1 protein-coding gene and 2 pseudogenes are annotated in these 2,816 nt (G+C 74.1%); all 3 read right to left on the reverse strand.

Annotated elements, in window-relative coordinates:
* Window positions 1–814: pseudogene (locus tag JNW91_RS30860) on the reverse strand (hypothetical protein); the annotation flags it as partial.
* A 271-nt stretch (window positions 815–1,085) separates the two neighbouring features.
* On the reverse strand, window positions 1,086–2,273 hold the full coding sequence (locus JNW91_RS30865) for an NADH-quinone oxidoreductase subunit D (RefSeq protein WP_203178985.1): 1,188 nt from the start codon (window positions 2,271–2,273) through the stop codon (window positions 1,086–1,088).
* Window positions 2,270–2,816: pseudogene (locus tag JNW91_RS30870) on the reverse strand (SAM-dependent methyltransferase); the annotation flags it as partial. The pseudogene JNW91_RS30870 and the gene JNW91_RS30865, both read right to left, overlap by 4 nt.

The raw sequence follows: 2,816 nt of genomic DNA on the forward strand, positions 1-2,816 counted from the left end.
ACCCGCCGCCGGGGTGTACGGCGCCGAAGGCCCCGCCGCCACCCGCTACGGCTCGGCCCGCCCCCCGTGAGCACGACCGCCCCGAGCCGGCGCACCGACCGGCCGGCGTGGTCCGGCACACCGAGACCGTGCACGTCACACCCGGCACACCGTGGTCGACGGCGGGCCGCCGGAGACCGCCACCCGGTACGGCGGCGGGTACGCCGGCCAGTGGACCGCGCCGGCGCAGGAGTGGACCCGGGGCGGCGGCGCCGACGAGCGCTCCCGTCCGGCCGACCGCCCACGCGGCGAGGCGGAGGACCGCCCCTGGTCCGGGTACGCCGACGACCGGGACCGACCCGGCTCCGGTCGGGGTGCCGACCGGGAGGGGCCCGACGTCGACGCCGAGCCCGATTGGCGGGCCCGGCGCGACGAGCCGCAGTCGACCGGCCAGCGCGACGCGTACGCCCAACCCGACGAACCCGCCTGGACTCCCCGATCCCAGCGCGACGAGCGCGGACGGTCGGAGCACCGTGAAGCCGGCCGGGGAAGCGCCGCCGCGCCGCAGTCCGGGCCGCCGCTGCGCGCCGACGACACCGGCGAGTTCTGGTCGCAGATGCGGGCCGGCGACCGGTGGGTGGCCGCCCGCGACGACGAGAACGGCCGTGAGCTGCACGTCGGGGAACGCCGGGCCGAGGTGCACGCCGACTCCGCCGGCACCGAGTACCGGATGGCGGACCGTTGGGCCTCCGTCCGCCACGAGGACGCCGGCCGGTACGAGGACGCCGGCCGGTACGAGGACGCCGGCCGGTACGGCGAGCGCGAGTCGTACCACCGGGACGAGCCGGCGCGGCGACACTACCACGACGGCGGCTGGCGCGACGAGCGGGCGAACCGCCGGGCCGGCCGGCGCTGCCCGTGGGCGGCGTGCCGGTGCCGGACGAGTGGCGCCCACCGCGCCAGCGGGGCCACCAGGCGGAGCCCGCGCCGGAGCGGGTCGTCGGCGCCGGGTCGACGAGCGGTACGGCTACCCGCCGCAGGACGACGTGCCACGCGCCGGTGGCGCCCCGGTCACCGACCGCTGGCGCTGACCCCGCCCGTCCGGCTCACTTGTCGATGTCGCCGACCACGAAGAACATCGAGCCGAGGATGGCGATCAGGTCCGGCACGAGACAGCCGGGGAGCAGAGTGGCCAACGCCTGCACGTTGGCGTACGAGGCGGTGCGCAGCTTCAACCGCCAGGGCGTCTTCTCGCCCCGCGACACCAGGTAGTAGCCGTTGATGCCGAGCGGGTTCTCCGTCCACGCGTACGTGTGCCCCTCCGGCGCCTTGAGCACCTTCGGCAGCCGGGTGTTGATCGGCCCGGTCAGCCGGTCCACCCGGTCCAGGCACTGCTCGGCGAGGTCCAGCGAGGCGTACACCTGGTCGAGCAGCACCTCGAAGCGGGCGTGGCAGTCCCCGGCGGTGCGGGTGACCACCGGCACGTCCAACTCGTCGTACGCCAGGTAGGGGTCGTCGCGGCGCAGATCCAGATCGAGCCCGGAGGCCCGGGCCACCGGCCCGGACGCGCCGAACGCGGCGGCATCCGCGGCGGAGAGCACGCCCACGCCCACGGTGCGGGCCAGGAAGATCTCGTTGCGCCGGATCAGGTGGTCCAGGTCGGGCAGCCGCCGGCGTACCTCACCGATCGCCGCCCGTGCCCGGCCGGTCCAGCCGTACGGCACCTCCTCCTTCAGGCCGCCCACCCGGTTGAACATGTAGTGGATCCGCCCGCCGGAGACCTCCTCCATCACCGCCTGGATGGTCTCCCGTTCCCGGAAGGCGTAGAAGACCGGCGTGATCGCGCCGATCTCCAACGGGTAGGAGCCCAGGAACATCAGGTGGTTGAGCACCCGGTTCAGCTCCGCGAGGGCCATCCGCAGCCAGGTCGCCCGCTCCGGCACCTCCATGCCCATCAGGCGTTCCACCGCGAGCACCACACCCAGCTCGTTCGAGAACGCCGAGAGCCAGTCGTGCCGGTTGGCCAGCACGATGATCTGCCGGTAGTCGCGTACCTCGAAGAGCTTCTCCGCGCCCCGGTGCATGTAGCCGATGATCGGTTCGCAGGCGATCACCCGTTCGCCGTCCAGCACCAGCTTCAACCGCAGCACGCCGTGCGTGGAGGGGTGCTGCGGGCCGATGTTCAACACCATGTCGGTGCCGAGCTGCTGATCGCCGGTGCCGGCCACCAGGCCGGCCCCGGTGCCGACGGTCAGTTCACGGAGGTCCCCGGCGTCGGTGGTCATGCCCGTCATCGTGCCACGGCCGCCGCGAGCGGGATGCCGACCGGCTGGCGCAACCACCAGTGCCCCCCCGAGCCCGGCCGGGTCGGTCAGCTCGGCCACCGCCGACGCGGCGGCCAGCGCCCGCACGTAGCCGGCCGGGTCGGTACCGGCCAGGCTGAGCGGCGGTCGGCCGCCGTCCGCCCCGAGCGCCCGCAGCGCCTCCCGCTGCGAGACCAGGGAGTACGCACACCGCGCGACAGCCGCACCGGCGGAGGCGACCGAGTCCATGGCCACGTGCGCGGTCACGTCCTCGACCCGTCCGGCACCGGAGGCACCTGTCGCCCACCCCGGTAACCGGTCAACGTCCCGTCGATCGGGCGGCGTTCCCGCAGGTGCCCGTAGTCGACGGTTACGGCCAGCCCTCGGCTGATCTTTCCTACCGCATGTGCCCAGGCTTCGTCTCTCGTCCTTCCGATCTCGGCTCGTCTGTGGTCGCTGTGGGGGGTTTCGGGGCAGCCCGGCCGCTCCTCTTCGATGATCTCGTTGCAGAGATCGATGCACTCGTCGCAGATG

This window comes from Micromonospora parastrephiae, from assembly GCF_016802865.1.
GTDB classification, from domain to species: domain Bacteria; phylum Actinomycetota; class Actinomycetes; order Mycobacteriales; family Micromonosporaceae; genus Micromonospora; species Micromonospora parastrephiae.